The sequence below is a fragment of the Bacteroides sp. CACC 737 genome (genome assembly GCF_013874375.1).
In the GTDB taxonomy this organism is placed as follows: Bacteria; Bacteroidota; Bacteroidia; order Bacteroidales; family Bacteroidaceae; genus Bacteroides; species Bacteroides uniformis.
The window spans coordinates 939,614-965,599 of sequence record NZ_CP059408.1 but is presented as its reverse complement, the minus strand read 5'-3'; the positions used below and the strand labels follow the sequence as shown (position 1 = coordinate 965,599).

The following is a 25,986-nucleotide window of genomic DNA, read 5'->3' as shown; positions in this document are numbered from 1 at the left end:
GGAAACCCCTCTTTTCTTCCTGAAGAAAAGTTCCACCGGGACGAAATCTTTTCAGTCCCGGAAGCGTTTATATGCAATTCTAAAACTTAAAATTCAGATTATGACTTCTATATATACATTTACAAGTTCACTGATACGAAGCATAAGGCAAACCGGACGCTATAGCACCTCCGGCATATACACCAGTACACTGAACAGTTTTCTCCGCTTCACCGGCAACCGTTCCATCACCTTTGAAGAGCTTACCCCCAACCTCATCAAGCAATACGAAGACCGGTTGCTCGGCGAAGGGCGGCGCCACAGGCGGTCAAGGATAATTTTCTCCACAGTCTGAAACCAATAAAAGCTATTCATTTATGACCATAGCCGTTGATTTTGACGGTACCATTGTAGAACACCGCTACCCCCGGATAGGAGAAGAAATTCCCTTTGCCACCGCTACGCTGAAGATGCTGATAAACGAGCGTCACCGGCTGATTTTATGGTCGGTACGTGAAGGGAAGCTCCTGGAGGAAGCTGTGGAATGGTGCAGGGAACGGGGTGTGGAATTCTATGCCGTCAACCGGGACTATCCGGAAGAAGACATCGCACACACCGGTTTTTCACGCAAAGTAAAAGCCGATTTCTTTATCGATGACCGCAACCTGGGCGGACTGCCTGACTGGGGAAGCATTTACCGCATGATACATGACCGACTGACCTACGAAGAACTGTTTCGCGAAAACAGTGAACCGGTCCGGCAGAAAAAGAAAGGCTTTTGGGCACGTTTGAAAAAATAATATCCAAAGGAGATTTTTGACTTATGTCAATTCATAACCCGTAAAAACCTTCTAATTTTGTACTCGAAATAGAGAAAGATTAGTTTTTGTAAGAGTAAAGAGATTAGTTTTTAGGGTGCACTTAAAAAATAGGCAATATCCACAACGGTTATTGCCTATTTTTATATATAGCCGGAAGCCAAGTATATCAATACAAACTTCCCTGACCGACTTCCTTAAAGAGCTTCGCCAACTTCTCCACCACCGGCTTCATATAACGTTCTCCTTTCTCGGCAGAAGCTTTTTTGGGGTTCCCTACCCCGCTGTCGACTGTAGCCTTATCCCAATGGCGGGGAGCCCAGCCAACCTTTTCATTCAAGGAAGGAATGGCAAATGGGTGGGATTCTCCGTCACCGGCCTCAGCCAGATTCACCAGCTCGGGATGGTAATGCATCATGACGGAAGTCTCAGACTCGCCGGCATGGTCGTCGACAGCAGCCTCAAAGTAGTCTTTGGGAGAGACGATGCTGAACCAGTCGGCAGCGATAATCAGAAAATCGGGATATACAAACGCCAGGTCACGAATCATTCCCTTGAAGTTGTTGCCGCCATGACCGCTGAGAATAATCAGCTTGCGCATGCCTTGTGCATAGAGGGAGGCAACTATGTCTTCCAAAATGGCCTGCTGGGTGGAGTAGCGCGTATGAATGCAGAACGGAAGTTCGCGCTGCCCCGGATTGTGTGCACCGAAAGGTACGGGAGGCATCACCATGCAGCGTACACCGGAATTCTGCAAAGCCAGCGCAGCCGCGTCTACAGCAATGTCATGCGGCAAAATACAATCAGTGAGATAAGGCAGATGCAGATTATGGGGCTCCGTAGCTCCCCACGGCAAGATGACAACGTCATACTTCACTCCTTTCACCTTTCCATAGCAGGAAACAGTAAGGTCAATTTCTCTTTTTTCCATGATAGTTTATTTTGGGGGTAAATCTTTACCGCAAAAATAAACATTATTCCGTCACATTGAACCTATTGCCGGCGATATTCTTTAGGTGACATGCCAGTGTGATGCTTGAAATACTTACCAAAGAAGGACTGGTTGGCAAAATGCAGCTCGTCCGCAATTTCCTGAATGCTCATTTCGGAAGACTTCAACAAGGCTTTGGCTTCCAAAACTACAAGACTATCAATCCATTCGCCTGCCGTCTTTCCACTGATTTCTTTCACTACGGTGGAGAGGTGCTTGGCGGTGAGAAACATCTTATCGGCATAATAGGACACACTTCGCTCTTCTTTATAAGACTCTGAAACGGCACGGATAAAGCGCTCGAACAAGTCTTCCTTCCTGCTTTTGGGAATGCGTTCCTGAACGACATGTCCTTGATAAATGTTATATATCTCATAAAAAAGGGCCAACAGCAGCCCCTGAGTGATTTCCTTACGAAAAGGGTTGTCTTTCAGCTTCACCTTGCTCCAAAGAAAAGAGTGATACTCCTGAAATGATTGGGATTCCTCCGGAGTGATGTGGACAAAAGGCCGTTCCTTAATCATAAAGAACATAGGGAAAAGCTGCTGCATGGTAGGTATCACCATATCCATAAAGTCCTTTGAAACAGCAATGAAAAGTCCGGAAAAATCTTCGGAGCGTTCCCGTTGCAGAACAATCTGGTCGGGAAGAATAATGCCCAACATACCTTCCCGCATTTCACATTGCTGCAGGTTGAGTTCCAGTTTGCACCACCCTTTCAAACAGACAGTCAGGCAAGCAGCATTCAAACGGGTGGGATAAGAGCTCAAAGGCATATCCTTGATGTCATTAAAAATAGCAAAATCATTGCCGATGAAATCAATCATCGGCAAATGATGTATCTGGGAAATGTCTACATTCCGTATTCTCTTAGTATCCATGGTTTTTGTGCTTTGGCGACAAATGTAGGACTATTTTGCGGAATTTAGCTCTAAAAATTCTTAAATGGAAACTTTTAGTTCATTATCTTGAAACCGATAAAAAAGGTTCTCGGCTGCGTCGGTCCGTAGAAATAACCCGCATCGCGGAATTCCCCTTTATCCAGGTCTTTCTGGAAACTGTTAAAGATATTCTGTACACCCGTATTCAACTGAAGCTTGATATGGTCGTGAAGCACAAACGTATAGTTCAACTTCACATTCAGATCCAGAAATTGGGGAGTATGCTCCATGCGGTCTGAAGTGATATTACAGAAGGCACCCTCGGGAGCATCTTCCGGTGCGTAGTGCGGAACAATCATCTTTCCCGTATAAGTGCCGGAAAGAGAGAAATCAAAATTCTTTACCGGTGCGGAAGAGAAAGTGAAGTACCCGTAATAATCCGGTGTACGGGGCATGCGCTTAGTGGTAAGGTCTTTTCCGTCCACCTTTGTCCAAGCTTCCTCATGGGTATAGCGGCTGCGCTGTGCCGTAAATCCGAGTTGGAACTGCGCCTCCTTACCATGGGCAATCCTCGCATCCAGATTGGCACCATATACACGTGCACCGTTTCCGTTGCGGCGCTCCTTAATAACATCCCCTACTTCGTTCTTGCCGATATCTTCGAGCACAAAGACATGGCGCAGGTCTGTATAGAAACCTTCCACCAGAATGTTTGCCTGCCAGTGCCCCAAATGGGCAGTCCAGTCTACCGAACCGCTGTAACTGTTGGAACGCTCTTCACGCAGATTGTCGGACAGTTTGATTTGGACACCCTTACCGCCTACTGCCGTTACGTGCAAGTCCTCATCGTATGCCTGCGGAGCACGGAAACCGGTAGAATAAGTCAAGCGTGCCTGAAAATCATCTGTCGGCTTGTAGAGCAGGTTGACGCGAGGACTGAAAATAAGCTTGTCAATCAGGTTGTGCTTGTCCAGACGGGCGCCGACCAACATGGTCAGTACATTCATTTTCCACTCATTCTGCACGAAAGCACTGGCAATGCGGACATCCTGCTCCATGTCACGATGATAGCCGGTCATAATGTCATGCAGGGAGTTGTTCTGATATTCCAGTCCGCCGGTGAAGGTAGCGGGAGCAAAGAAACAGTTGTCCATATTGCCTACATACATGCCACCGGCAACCCAAGTCAAGTCTTTCGTCTTGCCGTAGGCATTCATGTCCTTTTGGGCACCATAGTAACTGTTGCGATCGGTGTGCTGGATGGAGGTGTAAGCTGAAATCTTATGCTTGTACTCTTTCCAGAATAAATCGTAGCTCACGCCTCCGCTATTGATGATATGCTTGGTCTGCTCGGTAATGTCCGTCTCATGCGGCTGCAAATCAAATTTATTACCTCCGCGACGAAGTTCGTTAGTAGTATGGTATTCCAGATTGATGCGGCTGAAATGCGTAGGACGGTAATAGGCACGGAAACCGAAGGTATTCATGTTCAGCTTGCCCAGCTCGGAAAAGCCATCGCCATCGCGGTCGTAGGGGTTACGGTTGCGGTAACTCTCATAAAGGGCAATGCCGTAGGAGTTATCTTTGGCAACCAGCGATACATTGCCACCCATATATTGCTCCCAGGACTTGCCGTCCATATTGGAGAACATACTCGATACCTGGAAGGAATTGTTGATGGGATCTTTGGTTATGATGTTGATGGTGCCTCCCACAGCATTAGCTCCAAACAAGGCAGAGCCTCCGCCACGCACCACTTCTACCCGTTCAATCATGTTCACGGGGATTTGCTCCAATCCGTACACACCGCTCAATGCACTGATGATGGGACGGCTGTTTATCAATATCTGCGAATACGGACCTTCCAAGCCATTGATGCGCACCTGGGGGAAACCACAGTTCTGGCAGTTGTTCTCCACACGCAAGCCCGACTGGTAGTTCAGTGTCTTGGCAAGGTCGGTGGAGTTGACCATCTCGAACAATTTGGTACTCATCACATTCACGACTACCGGAGCTGCCTTGCGGCTTACCTCGTTGCGGTTGGCAGATACCACCACTTCATCGGTCATAAAACTCTCCTCTTCCATCGGGAAATGTATGACGGCAGTAAAGTCCTTGCTCACCGTCACTTCCTTCTCTTGGGTCTTATAGCCCACGGCAGACACACGGAGCTTGTATTTTCCCGCCGGAAGCTTGCGGAACTCAAATTGTCCTTCTTCATTGGAAACCGTTCCCTGACCGCTGCCGATAATCAAAACCGTGGCATACGGTATATTTTCCTCCGTACCTTTCACTATCACATGGCCGGAAATCATATTGCCTTCCTTTATAGGATTTACGGCAAAAGCTACGCTGGCACTTACCACTGCAAGTACCAACGCCAAAATGTATTGTTTCATCAAATTAGCGCTCTAAATAAAAAAATAATTCAAGTCTGAAAAAAGATAATAATCCGACATACCGCACTTCTTTCACTGAAATACCGGACATTCGAGACTAAAACACCTGGTATCTACATGCAAAAAATCCAGGCGTTTTTAAACCTAATGACTATGAAAAAAGAGCGGGAGGAGCGCGAAGGGAAAGAGTACGTATAACTTCCCCCTTTACAGTAGGCGTTGCCGGTTTGGCTCTGAGCATGGACAGCAAAGGACGCATCGGGTGCTGAACCTCATACACATCCACCCCGGAAGAGTGGAATACCGACAGATGCCCGATAACCAGAAGGGAAGTCTGAGAGTGAGAGTGTGTGCCATGAAAAGGGTGCGAGTGCGTTATCATCACCCCATTCACATAATGGACGTGAGTGAACGCAGTGATACTTGCCTGGTACATGATAAACAGTACCAGCAAACTCAATGCACCTATAATTTTTTTCTTCTGCTTCACGTCCAAAAACTTATACTATAGATTTTGAGCCGCAAAGATAGTGAATTATTCTTTAACTTTGCCAAACAAGAACTCATAATCACGTTTGGAAGCCGGAGCCGCCCACTCTTCGGGAATAAACTTCCACTGATTCAGCGCACGCGGTTCAATCACCTTCTTCTGCTCAATGTACTGCATCAGATAATAGCGTAAGTCCTTATCCGTAGAGTGGATGATGCGCTCCTTCAATTCATCCTGCGAGATGCCGGCCCCCTTTGTCAGCAATTCGCCGCCACCGTTTCCGCGATAAGAATTCACCGCTACCTTATACATTTTATCCATATCGAACGGAGTACCGTCTGCCATACTGAGAATGGCTACCTTCTCGCCATCCGGCTTGGTCACATCCACCGTGTAGATAATACCCGCCGCAGAATCGAAGTTGAAGCTGAAATTCTTGAATGAGGCCCTATCCGTAGCACCTTCGCGGCGCTTCTCACGGAAGAGAAGGATATGGTCGTCCGGAGACTTCATCCGATTGGTCCACAAATCATACGACATCTCCAAGGCATCGCGTATCTCCTTTCCCGTCAGACGCATGGTGTAAAGCATATTTTCATACTTATACAGATTGAACATATCGTTCACAAAAATGTCTCCTTTACGGATTTCCGTATCATAGGACAAAGGAGCCACAAAAGAAATATCCGCTCCGCTGATTGCCAACTGCAACTCATGAATAAGGTCTATAAAAGCGGAAGAGCCGAAATAGGCAGGACGTGTGGAGATGGTCTCGGTAAAAGAACCTATTTTCTTGGAAACAAAATTCTGCACAGCTGCATATTCGGGGGCAAAGCGCTGCATGAACTCTTCGCTGACACCGTAGTCTTTCGTATCGGACAGTATGCCGTCTATCTTCTTGCCAACAACCTTGCCGTCACGCAATTTCAAGGTTATATCCACATTACTTACAACGACACCGTTGCTGGCAGGGTCCATCACCAGTACCGAGTCACCAACTATGTTGCACACCCTCTTGCATTCGCGAGCATGGTCATGGCCCATCAGGACAATATCGAATCCCGGCACATTGCATGCCACTTCCACCGAAGCGTTTTCGCGAAACTTGCCTCCCATCAGCTGGGCATCCTGACCGGCATGGAACATACCGATAACCAAATCCGGCTTTTCCTGCTCACGGATAATCTTCATCCATTTGCGGGCAGTCTCCTCCATATCGTCGAAACGCAACCCTTTCCACAGATTCTCTGAAAGCCATACGGGAATGGCAGGAGTTATCATACCGAGAACCACAATTTTCACTCCGTCACGTTCCAGCACCTCATAGGGTTTGAAATGGGTTTCTCCGGTAGCAATATCCACAATATTGGCACCCAATATCGGAAAACGGCAATCACCTGCCCAACGGTCGAAAACGGCACGACCGGTCTCTACATCATGGTTACCCATATTACCGGCATCATACCCCATGAAATTCATCATCTCTGCAGTCAGATGGGGAGCAACAGTATCTATGTAATTATAGTAGTAGGCAGTGGGCTGTCCCTGCAGAATGTCGCCATTGTCCAAGAGAATCAGGTTTTCGCCATAAGTCTCACGCTCTTTTTGCACCAAAGCATGCACGCGTGCCAGACTGCCGGTTGCCTCCCGGCGGCGTATAAAGTCGTAGGGATAGTAGTTTCCGTGTATATCACTGGTCTGTACGACTTTCAGTTTCACCTCTCTTTCCTGCGCAGGCAGTATGCTTGTCAGGACAAAAATCCAGATAAAAAAACAACTAAATCTTTTCATTATATTTCCTTATTTCTTGTCAGTCCTTATAAATTCATGGGATGGGTAAATACAAACCGCGCTCCATCCGTATAGGCAGAATCTATCCAAATTTCACCGCCCCACTTCTCAACGGTCAGCTTACAGATGGACAAGCCCAAGCCGGTTCCCTGCACATATTCGTTCAGCTTCTCGAAACGTTCGAACACCCGTTTCTGTTTGTCCAAAGGAATGCCGCAACCGGTGTCAGTCACCGAAAATACTGCTACATTCCCTGCTGTATCCAGTTCCAGCTTCAAGGTTATCGTACCTTCCTTTGTAAACTTGTCCGCATTGGAAAGCAGATTTATCACAACCTGCTGTAAACGCTGCACGTCCGTCCGCATCTCCACCACCTCACGTTCACACTCAAATAGGAATTGATTGGTCGACCTACGTGCCTGGGCCACGGAAGCTACTACCTGCTGGCATATCTGCACTACATTGCAGCTCTCCAAAGAAAGGATGACGCGGTCGGCCTCCAAACGGGACACATCCAATATGTCATTAATCAGCCGAAGCAGCAAATCAGAGTTGGTCCTGATAATTTCAAAATAGCCACGCTGTTCTTCTTCCGAGGCTCCTCCGGCAGACAGCACGTCCGAGAAGCCCACAATCGCATTCAATGGCGTACGGATTTCGTGGCTCATATTGGCAAGGAAAGCACTCTTCAGGCGGCTGGATTCTTCAGCACGGTCCTTTGCCTCTCGCAAAGCACCTTCGGATACCTCCAGTTCATCCTTCAACTTCTTTGTATGATAATAAAAATAAAGGGAAACGAACAAACCGCCCAACAGCACCAATAGCACAGCACAGACAGACCAGATATGATACTTGTACTGTTCATAGAAAGAAGGGGTTACATTCAGCATCTTTACCGGTTCCGGAAGGTTGGCAATATTCAGTTCCTTTTCCTTCACGAGCTTGCCGTCCAGTATGGTCTCATTCGGAATGACTTCCATATGAGTATTCCCATCCTGTGGGTCAGTCAGCAGACGATAAGATTGCCTTGCCATCTCCTTGCCCAAAGCACGGTAGGCAGGAACGATGCCTGCCACAGCCCAGTATCCCAAACCTGCAGAACTCAAAGAGAATGTGGGCAAGGCTGGAGCAGCTTCCATCATGGCATAAGTAGCATTACGCATAAAATAGCCATCATTCATATCCACGCGCCACGTCCCCATTAATACTGCCGTATGTTCCGGCAGTTCATGCAACCTATCACAAATAGTATATATTGTATTGACACGTCCGTCAAGCAGTATCAGATCCAATTCGGGAAATTTCTTCATTTCCTTCACTACATAGGCTTGCATAGCAACACCACCATAACTGTTGTCTGATATAAAAGCGATATTCTCGGTGTCAGGATACATCTGCTTTACCATGTTGATATTCGCCTCCACATCATACTCATAAACGAAACCGGCCTTGATAGGCGAATCCGGAAAATCCGTGAAAAAATCTACGGATTCAGGCATCCAAGTTTTCAAATCGATGGTATCTCCCGGCAACAATATGGCGTTCCGGCTGGATAGCGCACTCACTACCGGAGTATTGCCGCGTACAGAGTCTTCCAAAGAAAGGTAGGCAGCCCAAGCTTCCTGCCCAATAAGAACAATCAATGCCGGACTTTTATCATTCTGGTATTTGGATAATAGCCCTGCCATTCTCTTTTCCCAAAAAGGAGCTTCGGAAAAACTTTTGCAATTCATGTTTTCCAATGCAACGGTATTTGTCCCTCCTAAACGTTGGAATTCCTCCATAAAGTCAGAGATATTGCTGGAAGTCCGACCGGCATCCGGATTATAGGAGCTGATAATCAATACCGGATGCTCTCCCGTAATTGAGAAAACAGGCAAAAGGCAGCAGAAAAGCGCTACCACGCATGGTAATATTGTACGATATATGTGTTTCAATTGATTGATTCGTTTAATTGCTCCATAGCTTTGACAAATATAGATAAAAGTTGGAATCTAAAGGAAAAACAACAATTGTTTTTTGTACTTTTGATCCCTATTTATAAAATGAGATACAAAATGATACAAGATTTTCATCGAATGATATCTGCCGTTCTCGGCATATCAGAAAAACAAATAAGACAGACCCTCGGCTTGCTGGAAAACGGAGCGACAATCCCTTTCATCAGCCGCTACCGAAAGGAAGTGACGGGAGGACTGGACGAAGTGCAGATTGAATCCATAAAGACCCACTACGAAAAGCTGAGCGAAACCGCCAAACGTAAAGAAACCATCCTCAGCACCATTCAAGAACAAGGCAAACTGACCGCCGAACTTCAGAAGCGTATCGAGGAGACCTGGGAGAACACCCTACTGGAGGACATCTACCTTCCCTACAAACCCAAACGGAAAACACGTGCCGAAGCAGCCCGCCAAAAAGGACTGGAACCCCTCGCCACCCTGCTGATGCTGCAACGTGAGCCCCATCCGGAGGAACGCGCCGCCGGTTATGTGAAAGGAGACGTGAAGAACGTGGAAGATGCACTGAAAGGTGCCCGTGACATCATAGCCGAGCATGTAAGTGAAGATGAACGGGCTAGAAACAGCGTCCGGAGTTCCTTTGTCCGCCAAGGCACACTGACCGCCAAGGTGGTGAAAGGCAAAGAAGAAGAAGCGGCCAAATATCGCGACTATTTCGACTACTCCGAATCCTTGCGGCGATGCAGTTCCCACCGTCTGCTCGCCATCCGGCGCGCTGAAGCGGAAGGTTTGCTGAAAGTCAGCATCAGCCCCAATGACGAAGAGTGTGCGGAGCGCCTAGAACGGCAGTTCGTACGGAGCAACAACGCCTGTGGACAGCAAGTAGCAGAAGCTGTGCAAGATGCTTACAAACGCCTGTTAAAACCGTCCATAGAAACGGAATTCGCGACCCAAAGCAAGGAGCGCGCCGACGAGGAAGCCATCAAAGTGTTTGCGGAAAATCTTCGTCAATTGCTACTGGCCTCACCATTGGGGCAAAAGCGTGTGATGGGTATAGACCCCGGATTTCGTACTGGTTGTAAAGTTGTGTGCCTCGATGCACAAGGAAATCTACTCCATAATGAGAACATCTACCCCCACCCTCCAGTCAGCAAGCAGAAGGAGGCATTCGCCAAACTGCAAATGATGATGGAGTCCTATAAAATAGATGCCGTAGCCATAGGTAACGGAACTGCCAGCCGCGAGACGGAAGAGTTCTTGAAGCATCAGCGCTTCAACCGCGATGTGCAGATATTTATCGTCAGCGAGCAGGGAGCTTCCATCTATTCGGCCTCTAAAATTGCACGGGACGAGTTTCCCGACTACGACGTCACCGTGCGTGGTGCCGTGTCCATAGGCAGACGACTGATGGACCCACTGGCAGAGTTGGTAAAGATTGACCCGAAATCTATTGGTGTGGGGCAATACCAGCATGACGTGGACCAGACAAAACTGAAAAAGTCGCTGGACCAAACTGTAGAGAACTGCGTAAACCTGGTAGGTGTCAACCTAAACACCGCAAGCAGCCACCTGCTGACCTATATCTCGGGATTGGGTCCTCAACTGGCACAGAACATTGTGAACTATCGCGCCGAAAACGGTGCCTTCACCTCCCGTAAAGAATTGATGAAAGTGCCGCGCATGGGCGCCAAGGCATTTGAGCAATGTGCCGGCTTCCTACGCATTCCGCAGGCAAAGAACCCGCTGGACAACACTGCCGTGCACCCGGAAAGCTATTGCATCGTAGAACAGATGGCAAAGGACTTGGATTGCAGCGTAGCCGAACTGATAGCCAGCCGGGAGCTGCGTCTGAAGATTAATCCGGAACGCTACCTCTCCCCCACCGTGGGCATGCCGACACTGAAAGACATCCTGCAAGAGCTGGACAAGCCCGGACGTGACCCGCGCGGACCGATAAAGATATTTGAATTTGATAAGAACGTGCGCACCATCAACGACCTGCGCGAAGGCATGGAACTGCCCGGCATCGTAGGAAACATCACCAACTTCGGCGCATTTGTCGATATAGGCATCAAGGAAAACGGACTGGTACACCTCTCCCAACTCGCCGACAGATTCATATCAGACCCTAATGAAGTAGTGTCCATTCACCAGCATATACGCGTAAAGGTACTCAGCATAGATATGGACCGGAAACGCATACAGCTGACAATGAAAGGAGTGGAACAGAATTAGGGATTAAGGATTAGGGATTAATGGTTAATGGTTTCCGTATTAATCCTTAATCTCTAATCCCTTATAATAGTGTCTTAAGATAATTACTGTACCAAGCACTAAAAGTAGTGAACACAGAATGGAGCCTTCGAACCCGAAGGTTCCTCCATTTATCAAATTTTCTTCCGGAAAGTGAAGAATCAGCAGATTCTCATTGCTGAATTCATTTCCACTGACTTTATATCCCAAAACGGAACCTTGAATCCAGTTCCAGAACCAATGCAAGGCAATGGGGAAACAGAGGTTACGCGTATATATATAGGAAGCCCCCAAGAAACAACCTGCCAGCATGATATTCAGAAACGGGACAAAGGCAAAGTTAGGATTGAAAAGGTGCATCAACGAAAATAACACCGCAGAGATAAACAATGCCACAAACTTATTGATGCCTCCATCCAGCATACGCCCTAAAATAAAACCGCGTCCGATAACTTCTTCCGTAACCGCCACAAAAAAATAAAGCAAAAGACTGACCAGCAGAGATATGGGAGAAAACAAGAACCCTACCACCTCCACTGCCCCTAACAGCAAAGACAAGCCAAAACCGACTACATACAAGAACACGACAAACAAAGCTCCTCTCAGCAGGCTCCTGCCCCATCCCTTCAAAGACAAGCCCAAACCCGAAAAAGGAAGCTTCCTAAAGCCCAACACCATACAAGCGGCAATCAGCCCACTGACCAGCATCAAGACTTCATTCAGCATCTGAAAGTAAATGTTTGTTTCACCAACTTCCGTCTTCAACTCCGGAAAAACTAATGCAAAAGGTATGGCAAACAAAAACAGAAAAATCATTGAAAGTACAGCAAACAGTACTATATCAACGAATGCCAACCAAATACTTTTTGCTTTACTTGCTGTAACAAGCCCTTCCTTTACCGTCTCTTCTGTCTCCATTTGTATCTCAATATTGATTAATATCCGACAAAAATAATAATAAAAAGAAAAAACCTCATGTATTCCTGCCGTTTTCTTCCTATATTTGAAAAATCAATCTAGAATCAATAAACATGAAACTAAGAAAAATACTTTTAGCCATTGCCGGACTGGCGTTAATGCTGAATGCCTCGGCACAAAAATCCAAAAGATACTACGTAGCCAAACCCGGTACCTTGGTGGAGCTGATGACTGAAGCGGAAGCTAATGAAATTACCCAACTAACCCTGCTGGGCAAACTGAATGCCATAGACTTCAGGCATCTAAGAGATGAATTCAAGAATCTGCAGCAGTTGGACATCTCGAACGCATCTATCAGCACGTATGCAGGCAAGAACGGAACTTATCCAAACCGTTTTTACGTATATCCTGCCAATTGCATTCCGGCATATGCCTTCTGCAAGCAAATGGACGACAGTACCTTCATTGGCAAGGAGACACTAACTAGGGTTATCCTTTCCGACAAGACCAAGAACATCGAAGATGCTGCCTTTAAGGGATGCAAAAATCTCAAGATATGCCAGATACGGAAGAAAACGGCTCCCAATCTGTTGTCCGAAGCATTGGCTGATAGCGTTACAGCCATATTTGTTCCATTGGGATGCAGTGACTCCTACCGTACCAAAAAGAAATGGGAGACCTTTGCATTCATTGAAGGAGAACCACTGACAGTAAATGTGCAGATTGGTAAAATGGGCAGCCTTGCCAGCGAACTGCTAAGAGCCGGATTTCAGCCCAAAGACGTTAACTTTCTGACCGTTGAAGGTAAAATGGACGAAGCCGACTTCACATTGATACGCGACTATATGCCCAATCTGGTTTCCATCGACATGACCAACAGTAATGCCACTGCAATTCCCGACTATACTTTCACCCAAAAGAAGTATCTGCTGAACGTACGGCTCCCGCAAGAGCTTAGAAGCATCGGACAGCGTGCATTCAGTGGCTGCGGTCGTTTGTGCGGCACGCTGGTGCTTCCTGCTAGTGTAACCGCCATTGAGTACGGAGCATTTATGGGATGCGACAACCTGCGCTATGTGCTTGCCACGGGGAATAAGATTACCACGCTGGGCGACAACCTTTTCGGCGAAAGCCAAGGCAAAATTATATATAAGGAGAAACAATAACCCAGACTATTCCCCGCCTTAATAAGAACAAAGAGACTCTTTTAATAGCAAAAGAAGGTGTGTCAGAATGATAGCTAAAAATCATTCTAACACACCTTCTTCTTTTTTTCAATATCGCACAAGCCTTTATTAAACAAAAAAGATATGAAAGAAGAATCGTTCCATCATGGCAGAAATATTGTTCCACCGTGGTGAGGTTGTGTCAAAATGCTGACACAGCCTTTTTTTATGCGCAAAGCCCAGACTTTCTCAAGCCCGGGCTTTGTTATTACCCAAAGTTTTCGTATCTTTAGGCATAAAGTTTTTCGTTATGGCAAAGTTACATTTTCGTCCTTACATTCCCAACCAAACCGTTCTTTTTCCACAAAGAATTGATGAAAACATAGCTGCGAACGACCCGGTCCGCATCGTGAATGCTGTTATTGACAACCTCAATCTTGAGAGTTTCAAGAAGCTTTATAAGGAAACGGGCCGTTGTCCTTATCATCCTAAAATGATGCTTAAGGTGATAATCTACGCCTACATGAATAATATCTATTCTTGCCGTAAAATAGAGAAGCACCTCCTTCGTGACATTCATTATATTTGGCTTGCCGGTAATGAGCATCCGGATTTTATCACGATCAACCGTTTTCGTAACCGTGTAAAGGAGGAAATAAATAATGTATTTACCCAGTTGATTTTTGTCCTTGCCGATAAAGGTTTCATCAGCCTTGATGTGGAGTATATTGACGGCACCAAGATTGAATCCAAAGCCAACAAATATACTTTTGTCTGGCGCAAGACAGTCGAACGGAACCGTACGAGACTAATGGATAAAATCCGTATTCTCTTGGAGCAGGTGGATGAAACCATTGCACAGGAGAACTCTATAAAAGACACATCCGTGGAGTTTACTTCCTGCAGGCTCTCTGACATAGTGGATGAACTTAAAGAAGCCCTGGAACGCCAGCCTGCAACAAAGGATAAGGAAGAAAAGAAAGCCCTGCGCAAAAAGAAGAAGCAGGTCAGGGAACTTGAAGGGTATCGTGACAAGCTGATAGAATATGACAATCACCTTGATACCCTTGGAGAACGTAACTCCTATTCCAAGACCGATCCTGGTGCCACATTCATGCGCATGAAAGAAGATGCCATGAAGAACGGGCAGACCAAACCCGGATATAATCTGCGAATAGGTACTGAAAACCAATTTATCACAGACTTCCGTCTGTTTCCCAACCCTACCGATACACTGACCCTCATACCTTTTTTCCACTCTTTCCAGTACCGCTATAACCGTTTACCGAATATCTGCGTGGCAGACTCCGGTTACGGTTCGGAAGAAAATTACCGGTTCATGCAGGAGAATGGGATAGAAGCCTTCATCAAGTACAATTACTTCCATAAAGAACAGCGTCCCCGTTATACTCCCAACCCGTTCCATGCCGAAAGTCTCCATTACAATGCCCAAGAGGATTATTACGTTTGTCCTATGGGACAGCACATGAACCGTATAGGAACCAAACGTGACAAGACAGCGAGCGGATACATCACCGAAAGTGCCCGGTATAAAGCAAAAAGATGCGAAGGTTGCCCTTTGCGTGGCAGTTGTTTTAAAGCTCGGGGGAACCGTATTATAGAAGTCAACCACCGATTAAATCAATACAAACGGCAGGCACGGGAAAGGTTGCTCTCAGAAGAAGGTATCAAGCATAGAGGCAGGAGGTGTATAGAACCAGAAGCTGTGTTTGGACAAATGAAATACAACATGGCATACAGAAGATTCCGGCATGTGGGAGAAGACAAGGTTACAATGGACTTTGCTTTCTTTGCTATAGCCTTTAATATCAAAAAAATGTGTGCTAAACTGATAAAAGAAGGAAAGGGGCTCATTACAGTTGCCAAATATTTGTTTATGGGACTATTTATAACCCGATATAATTGGAATATAGCAACTTGCTGCCAAATGCATGAGGAAAAAGTAGCATAGCCAAAAGAAAATATAGCAGAACTTAAAATATAAAAGAGGTTGTGCCAACGTTTTGACACAACCTCATCATGATGGAACGATTTAAAATATGCTTATTTAGTCCTTAGCTTCCGTTATCACTTTGTTGCGTACATACGTGCACGCAACTCCTTGATGTGGTCTGAAGTGATGTATTCGTCATACTCCATCATCTTGTCGATAATACCGTTCGGAGTCAATTCGATGATACGGTTGGCAACCGTCTGAATGAACTCGTGGTCGTGGGATGAGAAAAGGATATTGCCCTTATAGGTCTTTAGATTATTGTTGAATGCCTGGATAGACTCCAAGTCGAGGTGATTGGTAGGTGTATCCAGAATCAAGCAATTGGCATTGCGCAGCTGCATACGTGCAATCATGCAACGCATCTTCTCACCTCCCGACAATACGCTTGCTTTCTTCAGCACCTCCTCACCGGAGAACAGCATACGTCCCAGAAAACTCTTCATGTAGACTTCATTGCCTTCGCCGAACTGGCTCAACCAGTCCACCAGATTCAGGTCTGTATTAAAGAATGCAGTATTGTCCAGCGGCAGGTAAGCGGTGGTGATAGTCACACCCCAGTTGAAGGTACCCGCATCCGGTTTCATATTCTCGTTGATAATCTCGAACAGGGCGGTCATGGCACGCGGGTCGTGCGAAAGGAATACAATCTTGTCTCCCTTCTCTACATTGAAGTTGACGTCGCGGAACAGCACCGTACCATCTTCCAGCGTTTTCGTCAAACCGGAAACTTCCAGAATCTGATTACCCGGTTCGCGTTCGGGCGTAAAGATAATGCCCGGATACTTACGTGATGACGGCTTGATTTCTTCTACATTCAGTTTCTCCAACATCTTCTTGCGGCTGGTAGTCTGCTTGCTCTTTGCCACATTGGCACTGAATCGGCGGATAAACTCTTCCAGCTCTTTCTTCTTCTCCTCGGCCTTTGCCTTCTGGTTCTGCTGCTGACGGAGCGCCAGCTGGCTGGACTCGTACCAGAAGCTATAGTTACCGGCAAAGAGGTTAATCTTTCCGTAGTCGATGTCCACCGTATGCGTACAAACGGAGTCGAGGAAGTGACGGTCGTGGCTTACCACCAGCACCGTATGCTCAAAGTTGGAGAGGTACTCTTCCAGCCAAGTCACGGTCTCCATATCCAAGTCATTGGTAGGCTCGTCCAGCAGCAAGTTATCAGGATTTCCATAGAGAGCTTGCGCCAGCATGACACGCACCTTTTCCTTGTTGTTCAACTCACCCATCAACAGATAATGCTTGTCCTCCTTGATACCCAAACCACTCAACAAGGCGGCAGCATCGCTTTCGGCATTCCAGCCGTCCAGCTCGGCAAATTTCTCTTCCAATTCGGAAACCTTCAGTCCATCCTCGTCTGTGAAATCCTCTTTGGCATACAGCACTTCACGCTGCTTCATGATGTCCCACAACACCGTGTGTCCCATCATCACCGTGTCCATTACCGTAAAAGCATCCCACTTAAAGTGGTCCTGGCTCAAAACGGAAAGACGCTCTCCCGGAGCCAGCATGATGGAACCCGTCGTAGGGTCCAGCTCCCCGGAAATCGTTTTCAGGAAAGTAGATTTTCCGGCACCGTTGGCACCGATGATACCGTAACAGTTACCACTTGTAAACTTCAGGTTTACGTCATTGAACAACACTCTTTTACCAAACTGTACTGAGACATTAGAGACTGTAATCATCTTTATATTTACGATTTATTTATTTACAATTTACTATTTAATACCTATTAGTCTGCGAATTGCGAGTGCAAAGATAGTTATTTTTCCATGAATAGACACAGAGAAGCGCTGTCAATCTGACATAAAAGTATTACCTTTGCAGCGTTTTCGGCAAAAACATCCGTTTTGGCAAAGTTTTTGCTGGAGCACTGATATCGTATTAACTTAAACCCTTAACAGCAATGAAAGCAAAATCATTTTACAAGAATAATAAGCATAACAATATGAATCCGAAAGAAAAAGAAAACAACCAGGAAGAGGAGCTGAAAACTCAAGCTACTCCTAACGAATGTGACGAAGAAACCGTAGGACAAGAAGTTTCACAAGAAAACGAAGCTCCCCTAACAGAAGAAGAAAAGCTCGCCCAGGAACTGGAAAAGGCCAATGAACAGATTGAAGAGCAGAAAGACAAATATCTGCGCTTGTCTGCCGAGTTTGACAATTACCGCAAACGTACCATGAAGGAGAAGGCAGAACTCATCCTGAACGGTGGTGAAAAGAGTATCAGCAGTATCCTACCCATTGTGGATGACTTTGAACGCGCCCTCAAAAACATGGAGACAGCTACCGATGTAGCTGCCGTAAAAGAAGGCGTTGAACTTATCTACAACAAATTCATGTCTGTATTGGGACAAAACGGCGTTAAGGTGATAGAGACAAAGGAACAACCGCTCGACACAGACTATCACGAAGCCATCGCCGTGATTCCGGCACCCAATGAAGCACTGAAAGGCAAAATTCTGGACTGCGTACAAACCGGTTACATCCTAAACGACAAAGTGATCCGTCATGCCAAAGTGGTAGTCGGAGAATAACATAAAACTGTATGGAAAAAAGAGATTACTACGAAGTATTGGAAGTCGAAAAGACAGCAACGGTAGAAGAAATAAAGAAAGCCTATCGCAAAAAAGCCATCCAATATCATCCGGACAAGAATCCGGGCGACAAAACAGCCGAAGAGAAATTCAAGGAAGCGGCAGAGGCATACGACGTACTAAGCAATCCGGACAAGCGTGCCCGCTACGATCAGTTTGGCCATGCCGGACTGGGTGGTGCCGCCGGTAATGGTGGTCCGTTCGGCGGCTTCAGTGGAGGCATGTCCATGGACGACATCTTCTCCATGTTCGGTGATATCTTTGGTGGACACAGTGGAGGAGGTTTTGGCGGTTTTGGAGGTTTCGGTGGAAGTGGCGGCACACAACAACGCCGTTACCGTGGTTCGGACTTGCGCGTCAAGGTAAAACTGAACCTCAAGGAGATCTCTACCGGTGTGGAAAAGAAATTCAAGCTGAAGAAATACGTGCCTTGTACCCACTGTCATGGCACGGGAGCCGAAGGCGACGGCGGCGCCGAAACCTGCCCGACCTGTAACGGTAGCGGCACGGTAATCCGTAACCAGCAAACCATACTCGGCACCATGCAAACAAGAACCACTTGCCCAACTTGTGGCGGTGAAGGCAAAATCATCAAAAACAAGTGTAAGGAATGTGCCGGTGAAGGTATTGTATACGGTGAAGAAGTAGTAACCGTAAAAATCCCGAAAGGTGTCGCAGAAGGTATGCAGCTCTCTATGGGGGGAAAAGGAAATGCAGGCAAGCACAACGGTGTGCCGGGTGACCTGCTGATTCTTGTAGAGGAAGAACAAGACCCGAACCTGATACGCGACGAAAATGACTTGATTTACAACCTGCTCCTCAGCTTCCCGACAGCTGCCTTGGGTGGTGCGGTAGAAATTCCCACGATTGATGGAAAGGTGAAAGTAAAAATTGACTCAGGTACGCAACCGGGAAAAGTACTCCGCCTACGCGGCAAAGGTTTGCCCAACGTGAATGGATACGGCACGGGAGATTTGCTAGTAAATGTCAGCGTATATGTACCCGAAACGCTGAGCAAGGATGAGAAGAAAACATTGGAGGAAATGGAAGAATCTGATAACTTCAAGCCAAACACTTCGATTAAGGAGAAAATATTCAAGAAGTTCAAGAACCTGTTTGACTAATAACATGGTACATAAAGAAGCCTCCCGATATACAATAAAATATCGGGAGGCTTCTTTGTTTTATCAAAAAAATATTAAAGTTCCAACATCCGCTTCATAAAAGCCTTTATTCCCTCCACATCAGAAGTCTGAGGAGCCCATGAAGCCAAATCCTCTGAGGGTAGAGGCTGATATGGGCCTTTTTTAATTTCAAAAATAACGGTGCCTGACTCCAAGGCAATAATACTATGCCACGTATTAGAAGGAATCTCCAGACCATATTTACCTTCCGAAGGATTGAGGCATACCTTATCTGTTACATTACCGGCATCATCATAAAAAAATACCAGCAGACTTCCACGCAAAACCAGATAAGTTTCTTCCTTATCTGTATGACGGTGAGGAGGAAGATAAGTTCCTGGTTCCAAAGCATTCAGCAACCGATGAATAGGGGCATCCATAGACGCATGAAAATTATAATTCATACGTAAACGGGAATTCTCCTTGGCTTGTGAAGTAACGGTATCCAGCAGCTCTTCTGTTATCAGCTTCATCATAACCTCAGCAATTGAGCAAACTTGGCAGGAAGTTCTGCTTTACCCGCTTCAATAGACAAACTTTTTCCTTCTTTATCTAGTAATATAGCAGCCTTCTGCGAGGAAGCCAATGAGGCAACTTCCGCCACATTACCAGCAACAAACAAGCATCCGGAGAAAAGAGGGGTAATCACCTTCCGGGTATGCCCTTTCCATTTTACAAACACAGCCTGCATCGGGCAATATGTAGTATATCCCGCAGCATTCAAACGCTGCATCAACTTATGTTCAGACTTGGGTGCTGTGTACAATGCATGCCAGCACATCATATCATTATCCGTCATCATATTGTTTGCTTTTTCCATCCCTTTAATAAATCTTTTACAAATAATATCCATCCCACACTGCCGACACCTGCCAAGAACATGAAGCCGATCAAAATCATCAATTTATTGGGCTTTGCAGGCTTCAAAGGTACCGTAGCCGGCTGGACAACCGTATATACCGGGGTAATCTCCTGCACCTTAGCTCTTGCCATCTGCAATTGTTGAGACACTTGTGTATATACTTGATAGGCTAAATTCATTTCATTCTGTAAACGCTCTTGCTCTGCGCGATAACTCAGTAATATTATATTCTGGTTTGCATCTACAAAATTTGCGTATTTCTTCTGGGCATCCTCATAACTGGCCTTTGCTTCTCCATAAAGTTTTTCGGTAAATGCCAAATCATGACGAGCCTTATTAGTCCGATAATCTGTGATGTAGTTCTGCAGGCAATGCATCACGGTATCCGTCAGCGAAGCAGATATCAAAGGATCCTGCATAGTAACAGACAAGGTTGTCACACCTGTCTTTTTGTCTACGGAAACAGAGATACGTTTACTTAAAGCATCTGCAATGGCAGACTCATCTCTAGTAAGACGAAAAGGATCCAGCTTTGCGTCCCCCTCTTCCTGTTCATCCTTAAACAAAGACAATGTCCATCCTAACACCTTAAAAGGAGCGGAGAAAATTGCACTCCACCAAGGAGAACGCTGTTCTTCTTTCAAATAAGCATATAAAGTCGTGTCTACTTTTGCTTTCTGATCCTTGACTTTAACATCGAACAGTTCAATCAGAAAAGGAGTAGAACTTACAATATCAGGATAAAGTTCGGGTGACAAAGCATCCTCACCAGAAGAAGTGCCCAAATTGATACCCGCCATGGCTGCAAGGGCTCCCATACTTCCACCACCAGATTTACCACCACTCTCCGGAGCCAATGTCACACTTGTAGAGTACTCCTTAGGAATACTAAATGCAACAACCAGTCCTACAAGAGCAGCGATACCACACGCCTTAAAAACCAATTTGCGACTAGCCCATACTTTCTGGGCCAGTTCTATCAAATCTATTTCTTGTTCCTCAGGTTGTGGAGAGGTTATGTTTTGTATTCTTTCTTCGCTCATAATTCAAATTACTTAAAGAGATTAACCATAGTCGCAATCATCGCTGCAATAGAAGCTGTCGTACTTCCCATTCCCAGAATTTCAGCAGTAGTCATCTTCTTTTTCTGTTCTTTACTTGGAACAATTATTTCACAACCAGGTTCAATGGCTTTCTTGTTCCCTGCTTTTAAACGAGAAACTGTACCATTCATGTATATTACATAGACCTTACGTTTCTTGGCATCATTACCAAAACCACCAGCTTGATTGATGTAATATTTCAAGCTTTCACCCTTTTTATATAAAACTGTATTCGGATACATTACAGCACCGTTGATTTTCACTGTACTTACGTACTCCGGAACAAATAACACATCTCCCTCACGAAGCACCATATCAGCATCTGAACCGGGATTCTTCAAAGCCTCTCCCAGATTTATACCTACAGAATAGGTATCAGACAAATCCAATTTTTTTACAGATATGGAATCTCCACCTCCCGCTTGCGCCATACGCAGGGCATCTTCTTTACGGCGAAATTCTTCTTCGGTCATCCTACGAATAAGACGCGCTCCTTTTACATAAGCATCGGGAGTCACTCCACCAGCCTTAGCTATCAAGTCACTCAAACGTTCATTTTTTTTCGATAGTGCATAATTACCGCTAAAAAGAACTTCTCCTCCCACCATAACATTCTGTTGTTTAAAATAAGACGGACTCTTACGAATATAAACTTCATCAAAAGGTTCAAGATGGAAATCCTGGCTTCCTTCTCCCACCAATAAGCCATCTTTCAAATCAAAAGAGAAATTCTGGCCTACTGTAGTACTGAAAGATGTACTCTTCGTATCTTTCATACGCCGTGCCACTTCAACTTTCGTCGTAGCCGCTGCCTCCAACAAGCCACCAGCCTGCAACACCAAATCCTCTACTGTCATTTTATCAGAATAGAGATATGTACCCGGATTGGCAACTTCACCATGGATGGTAAGTGTAGCTTCTTCCTTCAAATCATGAATACTTGGGATATATAAAATATCATTCTTCTGCAAAGGAATATCTGCAGCCGTCCCGTTCAGCAAACCTTTCACATCTACTTGTATAATCTCATGCGACAAGTCTTCAAGCTCACGATCGATTATAGCACGGTTTAAGAATGCATCTCCGCGAAGTCCTTCTGCTTTCTTAATCAGCTGTTTCACTGTATTCATCGTACCGTCCAACTGATACAAGCCTTCACGATATACAGCACCGCGGACTTCCACACGATTCTCAAAACGTTGTAAAACGGAATCAACCGTTATCTTATCACCGTCATCTACGCGGAATACAGAATAATCCATCTCATCCACATTATAAATTTGATGCTCACGTCCACTTTTACGGATTATACGTAATGCTTTTTTATAAGCATCACCCGTAAAACCACCTGAATACTTCAATAATGTGCCTACGGTTTCAGTGGGTTTCATTTCATAAAACATCGGACGTTTTACCTTACCCAATATCTGTACCAATGACTGGTAAGGATCCACAAGAATTACATCACCATCCTGCAGACGGATGTCATCCTTCATTTTTCCTTTCATAAGTAAATCGTAAACATCCAAATCTGCTATTGTATTTCCATTGCGAATCACTTTAATACTGCGTAAACTACCAATCGGATTCACACCACCTGCACGATATAAAGCATGGAATACGGAAGCAAATGATGAGAGGGTATAAGTTCCGGGCACCATAACTTCACCCATAACGTTTACTTGAATAGAACGTATTTCTCCTAATGTCAATTTAACTTGGGTAGAGGGAACATTTCCAGTTACTCCAGAATATATTCTGGCAAATTCTTGTTTCAAATAATTATTGGCTTCACTTACTGTTTTACCACTCAGATAAACCGGTCCTAAATTATTCACAAGAATACTTCCTTCCGGAGATATTGTTTGTCGGATTGTTGTTTCAGAAGCTCCCCACACATCAATAATCACCTCATCACCAGGTCCCAGACGATAATTCTCGGGAGTAGCAACATTCACATTAGGTTCGAAAGTCAAATTATCGTTAGTAAAAATATTATGACCATAAATTTGCGAAGTCGGATCCCCCGCCCCTTTCTCTTGAGACAAGGAACGATTATCCATCATTTGTAAAGAATCCCCTGCAACATCCGTTTGCCTGGCAGAATACGTTTCCGAAGTTGTACGCAACCCTTTGACTACGCCACTCATTTCACCACGTTGACGAGAACGTTTCTCATCTTGGGTATTGCTCTGCGGACTTCCAGATTTAGAATTTTCATACTTTTTCTGAATTCTTTCAACTTGTTCCCTTGTCACTCCCCGCCGCATTAATTCAGTAGTAATCTGCTTTTGATTTTTACCCATCTGCTGAGCGCTTTTTACATACTGAACAACCTGATCATCTGACATCTGCTGAGCAAAAGCTACTCCTGACAAAGTAAATACCAAAAAGAATAGTGTTATTAATCTACGCATAAAATATTCTGATTAATCTTTTGAGTTCTTGTAATAAATATAAATCGGGCACAAAGGTAATATATTATTTTATAATATACATTTATTCCACTTCTAAGTTTCAGAAAAAGCATTAAAAAGCTGTCATTTTCACGTCTTTTCCTTGGGTAGAAGAAAGTGAGAAAATTGGCACTATTTTTTTCATTAGTCCAATCAAAATAGCCTTTTTTTCGGTATAACTATGTTGCACCAAGGCCAGCACTTCTTCCCGCACATGTTCATAATCATCAACAGATGCCTTTTCACGCTTTATCTTTTCACTGATTACAGAATCCAAAAGCCCATCCCCAGGCCCTCCTACAATGTACACTTCTCCTCCATCCCCCATGACTCCCACTTCCAGGGTGAGCATACAAGCTTCAGACAAGGTCATCAAACAATGCGCATTCATCGGATACATCTCACCCAAACGTACTATGAACATATCAGTTTCCCCTTTGTCGCGTTTCAACCTGCAATAAGATGACTGCACATACATTTCCGCCACACGCTTACTATATTCCATAGCATTCTCCGGATGACGTGCATTAGTTACAGACATCATAACCATACGGGACACTCTATACTTTACCGCCAGGTCCGCAATATTCACTGTTCCCGATATATTCGTTTGAATTGCCTCTGACACAAAATCATCCATCAGTTGTACATGTTTATAAGCAGCAGAATGAAAAACAAGTTGAGGACGTGTTCCTTCAAATATAGCCTCCATACGCGTACGGTTAGCAACATCTGCAACCAATACGCGGACCTCCAGATTCTTCCAATGATCAGACAATTCCAACTGTACATCATACAATGGGGACTCTGCCTGATCTACCAGAATCAACTGATAAGGATTCAGTGTAGCCAACTGGCGGACGATTTCCCTTCCTACAGCTCCCGCTGCTCCCGTAACCATTACTCTACGCCCCTCAATATGGGCCGCAATTTTACGCATGTCAACTTGTACCGGTTCTCCACGAAGCCAATCTTCTATTTGAATGTCCTTTATCAGTCCATCATCCATACAATCGCTTAAGGGAGGAACGGTCATTACATGAATATCATGAGAGAACAGTTTATCCAGCATTCCGGAATTTTCCAAATCCGATACCTTGCTTGGAGAGATAATGATTGTATCCACTTTCTTTTTCTTTAGACGATCAAACAGCTGTTCATCGTTGGGATATACCCTGCATCCCATCGTATGTTTACCTATCATATCAAGTTCGTCCGAAATAAAGCCACGCAGGCGATAATGATTATTACGACTAACTCTCAAGGATTTTGCAACATCGACTCCAGTCCCATGGAATCCATAAATAAAAACATTCACGCAATGACGTGCATCAAAAGCAATAGCTTCATAAAGCATCTTCACAGCAATGCGCATACAAACCATCAGAGAGAAAGTAAACATATATGCCATAAACAGAATGCTGTTCGGCAAAGTTTCTTCAAGCCCCAAAACAGACCAACAGAAATTCCCCAAAAACAGTACAACATAGCTTATCGTAAGGCTCCAAAACACACGATAAATATCTACAAAAGAAGAAAAACGGATGACACCTACATAAGTACGGAAAATATGAAAGAAACAGACATTACACAATACAGCCCAAATGGTCAGCCATACATACAAAGAAATTTCATAAGATACGGACGAAAGCCTATATTGCAAAAAACATGCAGAAAGTATGGAAATCACAACGATAATTACATCTACCGACAACACCACCCATTTGGACGCTATGCGTGAAGAAAGATATTTATAATATGTTCTAAAATTCATAATCAGTATCAGACTTTTTGCTATAGGACCTACGACAAAGATGCTTCTTTTCGTTTTATTATCCAATTTTTAAGGCAATAAAGTTCAGAACATTCAAACAGAAAATTATTCTACTAAAATATTTCTAAAAAAAACAAGGATTCTTTTTGCCTTTTCAAATAAAGATGTACCTTTGCACCCCGTAAACAAAAGTTTATTGCCGCTATAGCTCAGTTGGTAGAGCAACGCATTCGTAACGCGTAGGTCGCCAGTTCAAGTCTGGCTAGCGGCTCAATATTAAAGCACTGATTATTCCAGATAATCAGTGCTTTTTCTTTTCTAAAATAAAAAACGCTCTTCTA

20 protein-coding genes and 1 tRNA gene are annotated in these 25,986 nt (G+C 45.0%); 8 read left to right on the top strand and 13 right to left on the bottom strand.

Features of this window, described 5'->3' with window-relative positions; all coding sequences use genetic code 11:
* Nucleotides 1-100: 100 nt before the first annotated feature.
* Together H1A11_RS04115 and H1A11_RS04110 are read left to right on the top strand one after the other, a co-directional pair.
* Nucleotides 101-334: a phage integrase SAM-like domain-containing protein gene (locus H1A11_RS04115; protein ID WP_117601480.1), complete on the top strand. Its 234-nt coding sequence runs from the start codon at nt 101-103 to the stop codon at nt 332-334.
* A gap of 22 nt (nt 335-356) precedes the next feature.
* A complete protein-coding gene (locus H1A11_RS04110; protein ID WP_181757754.1) occupies nt 357-779 on the top strand; it encodes a BT0820 family HAD-type phosphatase in 423 nt (140 codons plus the stop codon).
* A gap of 187 nt (nt 780-966) precedes the next feature.
* Here H1A11_RS04110 and H1A11_RS04105 read toward each other — a convergent pair whose 3' ends face one another.
* From H1A11_RS04105 to H1A11_RS04080, 6 genes are all read right to left on the bottom strand, one after another.
* Complete coding sequence (locus tag H1A11_RS04105; RefSeq protein ID WP_117966601.1) at nt 967-1,728, bottom strand: creatininase family protein; 762 nt, start codon at nt 1,726-1,728, stop codon at nt 967-969.
* Nucleotides 1,729-1,790: 62 nt separating this feature from the next.
* Nucleotides 1,791-2,669 (bottom strand): AraC family transcriptional regulator, encoded by an 879-nt coding sequence (locus H1A11_RS04100; protein WP_005827957.1) that lies wholly within the window; start codon nt 2,667-2,669, stop codon nt 1,791-1,793.
* Nucleotides 2,670-2,743: 74 nt separating this feature from the next.
* Nucleotides 2,744-5,068: a TonB-dependent receptor gene (locus H1A11_RS04095; protein ID WP_057258986.1), complete on the bottom strand. Its 2,325-nt coding sequence runs from the start codon at nt 5,066-5,068 to the stop codon at nt 2,744-2,746.
* Between the two features lie 151 nt (nt 5,069-5,219).
* Nucleotides 5,220-5,558 (bottom strand): hypothetical protein, encoded by a 339-nt coding sequence (locus tag H1A11_RS04090; protein ID WP_034525598.1) that lies wholly within the window; start codon nt 5,556-5,558, stop codon nt 5,220-5,222.
* 45 nt (nt 5,559-5,603) lie between these two features.
* Nucleotides 5,604-7,349, bottom strand: coding sequence for a bifunctional UDP-sugar hydrolase/5'-nucleotidase (locus tag H1A11_RS04085; protein ID WP_181757753.1), 1,746 nt, complete (start codon nt 7,347-7,349; stop codon nt 5,604-5,606).
* A gap of 26 nt (nt 7,350-7,375) precedes the next feature.
* The gene (locus tag H1A11_RS04080) at nt 7,376-9,286 is read right to left on the bottom strand and encodes a HAMP domain-containing sensor histidine kinase (RefSeq protein WP_181757752.1); all 1,911 of its coding nucleotides are present in this window, start codon (nt 9,284-9,286) and stop codon (nt 7,376-7,378) included.
* Nucleotides 9,287-9,406: 120 nt separating this feature from the next.
* Here H1A11_RS04080 and H1A11_RS04075 point away from each other — a divergent pair, with 120 nt between their 5' ends.
* On the top strand, nt 9,407-11,542 hold the full coding sequence (locus tag H1A11_RS04075; protein WP_119961698.1) for a Tex family protein: 2,136 nt from the start codon (nt 9,407-9,409) through the stop codon (nt 11,540-11,542).
* A gap of 39 nt (nt 11,543-11,581) precedes the next feature.
* On the opposite strand, the gene H1A11_RS04070 is transcribed toward H1A11_RS04075, so the two are convergent.
* A complete protein-coding gene (locus H1A11_RS04070) occupies nt 11,582-12,478 on the bottom strand; it encodes a CPBP family intramembrane glutamic endopeptidase (protein ID WP_117601474.1) in 897 nt (298 codons plus the stop codon).
* Nucleotides 12,479-12,591: 113 nt separating this feature from the next.
* Between H1A11_RS04070 and H1A11_RS04065 the strand changes: the two genes are divergently transcribed.
* Both H1A11_RS04065 and H1A11_RS04060 read left to right on the top strand, forming a co-directional pair.
* Nucleotides 12,592-13,644: a leucine-rich repeat domain-containing protein gene (locus tag H1A11_RS04065; protein WP_181757751.1), complete on the top strand. Its 1,053-nt coding sequence runs from the start codon at nt 12,592-12,594 to the stop codon at nt 13,642-13,644.
* Between the two features lie 310 nt (nt 13,645-13,954).
* Nucleotides 13,955-15,616: an IS1182 family transposase gene (locus H1A11_RS04060; RefSeq protein ID WP_181757750.1), complete on the top strand. Its 1,662-nt coding sequence runs from the start codon at nt 13,955-13,957 to the stop codon at nt 15,614-15,616.
* Between the two features lie 116 nt (nt 15,617-15,732).
* Here H1A11_RS04060 and H1A11_RS04055 read toward each other — a convergent pair whose 3' ends face one another.
* The gene (locus H1A11_RS04055) at nt 15,733-17,352 is read right to left on the bottom strand and encodes an ABC-F family ATP-binding cassette domain-containing protein (protein WP_005827934.1); all 1,620 of its coding nucleotides are present in this window, start codon (nt 17,350-17,352) and stop codon (nt 15,733-15,735) included.
* A 221-nt stretch (nt 17,353-17,573) separates the two neighbouring features.
* Here H1A11_RS04055 and H1A11_RS04050 point away from each other — a divergent pair, with 221 nt between their 5' ends.
* Nucleotides 17,574-18,206, top strand: coding sequence for a nucleotide exchange factor GrpE (locus H1A11_RS04050; RefSeq protein WP_117601472.1), 633 nt, complete (start codon nt 17,574-17,576; stop codon nt 18,204-18,206).
* A gap of 11 nt (nt 18,207-18,217) precedes the next feature.
* Nucleotides 18,218-19,390, top strand: coding sequence for a molecular chaperone DnaJ (gene dnaJ / locus H1A11_RS04045; RefSeq protein ID WP_117601471.1), 1,173 nt, complete (start codon nt 18,218-18,220; stop codon nt 19,388-19,390).
* A gap of 74 nt (nt 19,391-19,464) precedes the next feature.
* Here the strand turns inward: dnaJ and H1A11_RS04040 are convergent, their stop codons facing one another.
* From H1A11_RS04040 to H1A11_RS04020, 5 genes are all read right to left on the bottom strand, one after another.
* Nucleotides 19,465-19,926: a WbuC family cupin fold metalloprotein gene (locus tag H1A11_RS04040; RefSeq protein WP_117601470.1), complete on the bottom strand. Its 462-nt coding sequence runs from the start codon at nt 19,924-19,926 to the stop codon at nt 19,465-19,467.
* Nucleotides 19,923-20,270: a UpxY family transcription antiterminator gene (locus H1A11_RS04035; RefSeq protein WP_005836079.1), complete on the bottom strand. Its 348-nt coding sequence runs from the start codon at nt 20,268-20,270 to the stop codon at nt 19,923-19,925. Before H1A11_RS04035 ends, H1A11_RS04040 begins: the two co-directional genes overlap by 4 nt.
* A complete protein-coding gene (locus H1A11_RS04030) occupies nt 20,249-21,355 on the bottom strand; it encodes a Wzz/FepE/Etk N-terminal domain-containing protein (RefSeq protein WP_181757749.1) in 1,107 nt (368 codons plus the stop codon). Before H1A11_RS04030 ends, H1A11_RS04035 begins: the two co-directional genes overlap by 22 nt.
* Nucleotides 21,356-21,363: 8 nt before the next feature.
* On the bottom strand, nt 21,364-23,832 hold the full coding sequence (locus H1A11_RS04025; protein ID WP_117601469.1) for an SLBB domain-containing protein: 2,469 nt from the start codon (nt 23,830-23,832) through the stop codon (nt 21,364-21,366).
* A gap of 112 nt (nt 23,833-23,944) precedes the next feature.
* A complete protein-coding gene (locus tag H1A11_RS04020) occupies nt 23,945-25,645 on the bottom strand; it encodes an SDR family NAD(P)-dependent oxidoreductase (RefSeq protein ID WP_119961676.1) in 1,701 nt (566 codons plus the stop codon).
* A gap of 198 nt (nt 25,646-25,843) precedes the next feature.
* Here H1A11_RS04020 and H1A11_RS04015 point away from each other — a divergent pair.
* Nucleotides 25,844-25,916: transfer RNA gene (locus H1A11_RS04015), tRNA-Thr, on the top strand.
* Nucleotides 25,917-25,986 lie beyond the last annotated feature (70 nt).